The sequence below is a fragment of the Wolbachia endosymbiont of Leptopilina clavipes genome, assembly GCF_006334525.1.
Taxonomy (GTDB): domain Bacteria; phylum Pseudomonadota; class Alphaproteobacteria; order Rickettsiales; family Anaplasmataceae; genus Wolbachia.
Genome location: NZ_QJHA01000022.1, coordinates 21,829 through 27,902, shown reverse-complemented (window position 1 = coordinate 27,902; position 6,074 = coordinate 21,829). Strand labels below are relative to the sequence as shown.

8 protein-coding genes, 1 tRNA gene and 1 pseudogene are annotated in these 6,074 nt (G+C 34.1%); 1 reads left to right on the top strand and 9 read right to left on the bottom strand.

All coding sequences use genetic code 11. The annotated features are described in order from the left end of the window. Window positions 1-568: integrase core domain-containing protein (locus OUY_RS01990; protein ID WP_139686553.1), on the top strand; the 568-nt coding region annotated here is incomplete at its 5' end. A 33-nt stretch (window positions 569-601) separates the two neighbouring features. Here the strand turns inward: OUY_RS01990 and OUY_RS01985 are convergent. From OUY_RS01985 to rpsD, 9 genes and pseudogenes are all read right to left on the bottom strand, one after another. Further along, window positions 602-1,014, bottom strand: a pseudogene (locus tag OUY_RS01985) (helix-turn-helix domain-containing protein); the annotation flags it as partial. 346 nt (window positions 1,015-1,360) lie between these two features. Continuing rightward, window positions 1,361-1,996 (bottom strand): DNA polymerase III subunit epsilon, encoded by a 636-nt coding sequence (gene dnaQ, locus OUY_RS01975; RefSeq protein ID WP_139686555.1) that lies wholly within the window; start codon window positions 1,994-1,996, stop codon window positions 1,361-1,363. A 1,027-nt stretch (window positions 1,997-3,023) separates the two neighbouring features. Continuing rightward, window positions 3,024-3,263: a hypothetical protein gene (locus OUY_RS06355; RefSeq protein WP_246038607.1), complete on the bottom strand. Its 240-nt coding sequence runs from the start codon at window positions 3,261-3,263 to the stop codon at window positions 3,024-3,026. 57 nt (window positions 3,264-3,320) lie between these two features. Next, complete coding sequence (gene lipA, locus OUY_RS01965; RefSeq protein ID WP_139686552.1) at window positions 3,321-4,184, bottom strand: lipoyl synthase; 864 nt, start codon at window positions 4,182-4,184, stop codon at window positions 3,321-3,323. Next, entirely contained in the window at window positions 4,177-4,491 is a 315-nt protein-coding gene (gene rpmB / locus OUY_RS01960; protein WP_139686551.1) for a 50S ribosomal protein L28, read from the bottom strand. The genes lipA and rpmB overlap by 8 nt, the downstream gene beginning before the upstream one ends. A gap of 54 nt (window positions 4,492-4,545) precedes the next feature. After that, on the bottom strand, window positions 4,546-4,869 hold the full coding sequence (locus tag OUY_RS01955; protein WP_029237676.1) for a DUF721 domain-containing protein: 324 nt from the start codon (window positions 4,867-4,869) through the stop codon (window positions 4,546-4,548). Window positions 4,870-5,137: 268 nt separating this feature from the next. Continuing rightward, window positions 5,138-5,332, bottom strand: a complete 195-nt coding sequence (gene iscX / locus OUY_RS01950) for a Fe-S cluster assembly protein IscX (RefSeq protein ID WP_007302643.1) — start codon at window positions 5,330-5,332, stop codon at window positions 5,138-5,140. 20 nt (window positions 5,333-5,352) lie between these two features. Continuing rightward, window positions 5,353-5,439 (bottom strand) — tRNA-Leu (locus OUY_RS01945). Between the two features lie 10 nt (window positions 5,440-5,449). Beyond that, window positions 5,450-6,064, bottom strand: coding sequence for a 30S ribosomal protein S4 (gene rpsD, locus OUY_RS01940; RefSeq protein WP_006012690.1), 615 nt, complete (start codon window positions 6,062-6,064; stop codon window positions 5,450-5,452). Window positions 6,065-6,074 lie beyond the last annotated feature (10 nt).

Sequence of the window (6,074 nt, the reverse complement as noted above, 5' to 3'; positions counted from 1 at the left end):
TGGTAATATCAAAGGTATTGGACGAATTTACCAGCAAACCTTTGTTGATACCTATTCCAGAGTTGCTTTTGCTAAGCTTTACACAGAAAGGACTGCTATCACAGCTGCAGATCTTCTTAATGATAGGGTAGTACCGTTCTTTGATGAACAGAAAGTATCATTGCTACGTGTTTTGACGGATCGTGGTACAGAGTATTGTGGCAGACCTGAAAATCACGCTTACCAGCTATATTTAGGGGTAGAAAATATTGATCATTCTCGAACCAAAGCTCGTTCTCCACAGACTAATGGCATATGTGAAAGGTTCCACAGAACTATGCAAGATGAATGTTACAATATTATCTTTAGAAAGAAAATTTACACCTCTTTGGCAGAACTTCAGTTAGACGTAGACCATTGGGTGCATTCTTACAATAGATCTAGACCGCATTCAGGTAAATATTGCTATGGTAAGACTCCTATGCAAACCTTTTTTGATAGTATGCATATTGCTTATCAGAAAAATATTGATAGCATTAAACAGGATGCTGATTTTGGTTTTGACTTTGTTAATTCTTCTGTCAGTTAATTCATGCTTGTCAGATTAAGTCTAGACTATTACAGTTAAAATGATACCATCCTGAGCTACTTTTGCTTCTAATGCCTTTAACCTCTTTTTAAAATTTTCAAGATCGTTTCTTTGCCACACTGATCTTATTCCACTTGCAGAGATGAGAATTCCTCTCTTTTTCAGTTCGTTTGCTGCTCTTTCTTGTCCGTATGCTGGAAACTCTATTGCTATTTCAACTACTGCTTTTTCTATATCCTCCGACACTCTATTTGCATACAATGGCTTGCTTTTGCTTATCTCGTGTAAAGCCTCTTCTCCTCCTGTTTCATACAGTTCTTTGAAGCGGTAAATGTATCCCTTGAATATCCCATTACTTTACACGCCTGTGATACATTTCCTAATTGCTTTGCAAGTTCTAGCAATCCCAACTTTGGTTTTAGTATTTTTTCTTGTGTTGTATTCATATCTGACACTCCTTTAAAACTTGTCTATATTTTTATCTTACTTTGTTTGCTTGTCAGATCAAGTCTAGACTATTACAAAAGCAAGTGGTAGAAGTTTGTGTGACATTACTATTGAGTATTTTCAAGAATTTTTTGGAAATTTGGGATTTAAATTTGAGACAAAAGTGGAACATAGTCTAGGTGAACCACTTAAAGTGTTAAAAGATGTAAATACATACCATGATAAGAACTTAAACTTGAACCAACAGTTAAGTAATTCAAGATAAGATATTGAGATTCGCATTTTTAAAGCTAGAAAACACATTCATTGAGAGAATAATTTCGCTACTGAAAGCAAAAGGCGTTTTTACAATCTTCTATCTACTACTCCCCCATGAACAGATACGTTAATCTCATCTAACTGCTCACTAACTTCTTCATTACTTGGCAAGTGTCCTCTAAGAGATAAGTTACGTACTGCATGCTGACATCGATCCAAAGGAGTTTGTAATCGCTCAACATATACTTTTGCTAGCAACTCAGCGTCAATTAGCGCTCCATGTAACTCCCTACTCTCTAGTGATATACCAAAACGCTCACACAATGCACTTAAAGAAGCCGGTGGTCCAAATTTCTTTCTTGCAAGCGGTAATGTATCTAACACTCTGTCTGAAGAGATTAATTTGGCATTCAGTTTACCAAGTTCCATGTTCAAAAATTTAATGTCAAATCCAGCATTGTGAATTACCAAAGTATCGCTAGATATAAAATTAAGAAATTCAGATGCAATCTCTGAAAATAATGGCTTATCCTTTAGAAATTCTTCGCTGATACCGTGAACTTTAAATGCACCTTTGTCTATGCTCCTTTCTGGGTTGATGTATCGATGGAATACTTTGCCTGTTGGAATATGATTAATTAGCTCTACACACCCTATTTCGATAATTCGATGGCTATTGACATCAAGACCTGTAGTTTCAGTGTCAAGTACTATTTCACGCAGCCCATCTTGTTTGGAAAGTTCTATACTTAACCTACTACTAGGATCTGACTGACTATTGGTAGCTTGTATCGTTTTTTTTCTTTTAGCTACTAATTTTTTTGTAGCACCTTCACCATCTTTTACTCTAGAGTGTCCAGGCACTTCGGTTATTGAGCTTTTTTTTATACTATCAAGGATAACTTCTTTATCATTTAAGAATTTTTTACCGTTACCTTCTACATAAAGTGAGGTGAGATTTTTGAGTGCTATATCTCCTCCATAGTGGTGGCGCCACACTCCAACAATGTTGTTGTTTTCTACATTTAATAAAGTAAGATTTGGGAGACGTTTGCTGCCAATCAAAAATGTAAAACCTCTGTCTCCAATATTGTTATTACTTATTTCAAGTAAAGTAAGGTTTTTTAGATTGCCTTGACCTATATATCCTGCACCTTCAAAACCGAGTTTATTGTTCCTTAGAGTGAGCGAAGTAAGATGTGTAAGTTTACTTAACTCTTTTACATCTTTACTATCAATCTCTACATTTATTAAATTAAGCTCGTTAATGCCTTTTTTACTCTGTAGAAAGTTTGCTAGCTCTCTTATATCAATTTTAGCACTTACATCTGATATTGTTAAAGCTTTATCATGTACATATCCACTAAAACCCACCTTACCCTCTGTTAATATACTATGTAAATATTTTAACTGGCATCTCAGTAGCTGTCAATTGCTTATATAAGATCTTAAACAGCTGGTTTAGGTGCTGAAAATTCATACTTTTTGTGATCAGCTAAGTAAAAAGTCAAGCCTAGGGCAACTCACTAAGCTTTTCTGATTTATTGTGATACAGTTCTTGAGTTTTTTTCTTCCTTTACAAAAGAATCTGTTACTAAATCCTTTAAAGTTTCACCAGGCTTTTCTAGCAATTCAGGTTTAAATAAATACTCAAGTCCATATATTGCTAATGTAACAGCTACAGCAACTAAAGCCGTAGTTAAGAATGAATAATTTCCTGTGATTAATGCTAAACTTACTAGTAACCCAATTACTGGTGGAGCAAGAATTGCTGCACCTCTCTTCCATAATTGTGGTTTTTTATTGAGCTCATGTTTTTGTTTCTCTTTCTTTTCTTTGTATCGTTTACATGCTCCTTTTTTTCCTTCGAGTGTAATTTCTTTAACTTGGACTTGCTGACAAAATGTGACCTTTTTTTTGGCTTTATTTTGTCAGAAATAGAAGATTTTGATAACTCAGTGTAGTCAACTTTTTCGTTAGAATCACCCATAACTTTTTCGCTTCATCAATACCTATATTAAATTATATTCTAAATAAAGTCAAGATATTAACTACAAGCCTTGAGCCTGTTAAAATCTTCTTCAGCGTGATATGATGAACGGGTTAATGGACTTGATGCAACTACCAAGAAGCCTTTAGAATAAGCAATATATTTATAATGCTCAAACTCTTCTGGGGTAACATATCTATCAAGTTTTGCATGCTTTGAAGTTGGTTGCAGATATTGACCAATTGTAATGAAGTCAACTTCGGCACTACGTAAATCATCCATAACCTGAAATATTTCTTCTTTTGTTTCTCCAAGACCAACCATAATACCTGACTTCGTGAAAAGTTTAGAATTAATCTGTTTCACCATCTTTAGCAAATACAGTGAATGAAAATAACGAGCTCTTGGCCTGATTTTTGCATATAGCCTTGGTACTGTTTCAATATTGTGATTATAAACATCAGGTGATGCAACAGCGATTGCTTCAAATGCTCCTTTCTTATTTAAAAAATCAGGAGTGAGAATCTCTATTGTTGTTTCCGAAGTTATCTTTCTAATTTCCTCTATACATCTTATAAACTGATTTGCACCGCCATCTGGTAAATCATCACGATCAACAGAGGTAATGACGACGTGCTTTAAATTTAACTTTTTTATTGCTTTTGCTAAATTTTCTGGTTCATGAGGATCGAGCTTATCAGGAATGCCAGTGGCAACGTTGCAAAACGCACAAGCACGAGTACAAACAGAACCAAGAATCATTACAGTAGCATGACGTTTATTCCAACATTCACCAATATTTGGACATGCAGCTTCTTCGCATACTGTATGTAAGTTGTGTAGCTTAACAGTGTTTAAGGTCTCATTGAATACTTTACCAGCTGGAGCTTTTGCTCTGAGCCATGTAGGCTTACTATGCATCTGAAACAGCTAGCTCTACCTCTTGTTTTGCTAAAACTTTCTTTAATCTTCTTTTTGTCTTCTGCGCTTCTTTACTTAGTTTAATTGTTTTTGTGTTGAGCAAGAAAGCATCAAGATCACCTTTGTAATCTATAGTTCTTAAAGTTCTTGTTGCTATACGAAAGCTAAACTTTTTTTCTAATATATTACTCGTTAATGTAACCTTATGTAAATTTAAGAGAAAGGTACGCTTTGTTTTACGATTTGAGTGCGATACCTTATTACCAAAAGACTTTTTTCTATTTGTTAATTCACAAATTCTACTCACTTTAATATACCAATTTATCCTATTTAACTAGGTTAACCTGATATAGTTAAATAGTCAACTCCCTTGCTTGATTTTTATACCGTATACTGCTTTATAGCCAAAAAACACTGTAATTTTTTCTATTACAAGAGAAACCATATGCTGCATTTCTAATGCTTTACTGCCATTTGTTACTAACAGATACAGCACACCAGAGTTTACGTTTTGTGCGTATGAGATCTTTTGTGGTTTTGTACATTCTGCTATTTCCTCTCCAACTATACTCTTCCAGTTTAAAATAAGACGTATTTCATTTTTGCTGATCTTATTTTTCATGCATTTTAATGCGTAGTTTTCTATTATAGATTTTAATTTCTTTGGCCCGCTATATTTAAACATCTTTCCAGCGCTTAACATTGTAATTATATTACAACTTTCTTATACAAAAAACTAACTTATTGTTTTCATGATCCTCGGCCTCACACATAAAAAGCAGTATTTGTATATCTAGCATTTGCCAGAATTTTGTGTTTCCTACCTTGTAATCATTTTTAATTTTAATTTGTTAAATTATTATGAAGCTAATTAAAATTCGAGTAAAGTATAGTATTTCCAAGAAGATTATCTTTTTACTGTATGCAGTAATTTTCTTATAGCTATCTGTTTTTTAAGATCTTTCTGCAATCCAAGCTGCTTGAATGGCCTCTAATATTTTTTCATTACAATACTTTTCATCATCATCAAACTCTTCTAAATCCAAGACTTTTCTTTTAAGTTCAGTGAATCTAATACTAATTATATCTTCATTTGGAAATTTCTCTTCTAGAGCTTCTGCAATATCTTCTATATCAAGCCATTTCATACTTTTTTAATAAATTAAACTGGTGCCCATGGGGAGACTTGAACTCCCAAGGTCGCAAAACCCACGGATTTTAAGTCCGCTGCGTCTACCGATTCCGCCACACGGGCCTTATGTTGTTTATCTAGAGTAAAATTCTACTACTAAATTGACTTCCATGTCTGCTGAATAGGGGACTTCGGAATATTGAGGCGCTCTCAAATACTTCACTGAAAGTGCTTTGCTGTCTGCCTCTAAATAATCTGGAGCCTTACGTTCTTGTTTTTGTTCAGCCTCTATTAATATAGGAATTTTTGCTGCTCTTTCCCTTATTTTTACTATATCACCAGGCTTCACTCTATAACTTGATATGTTAACCACCTTATCATTAACTGTAACATGTTTATGAGATATAAGCTGTTTTGCCGAGTAAATTGTTGGCACAAAACCAGAGTGATATAAAACAGAACTTAACCTTGATTCTAAGGCACCAATAAAATTATCAGCCGTATAACCTTTTCTTTTGTAAGCATCTAAAAATGTACGTCTAAGCTGTTTGCTTGAAATTGCATAGTAGAACTTAAATTTTTTATGTGCAGCAAACTGCTTACCAAAGTCAGATAACTTCTTAAATCCAAGAATACCATGCTGACCTGGAGGGTATTTTCTTTTATTGACCGAATCTTTTGCTCTACCCCATAAGTTTACACCAAGCCTGCGACTGATTCTATACTTTCTATTGATAACAGTTGTCATACAAAAATTC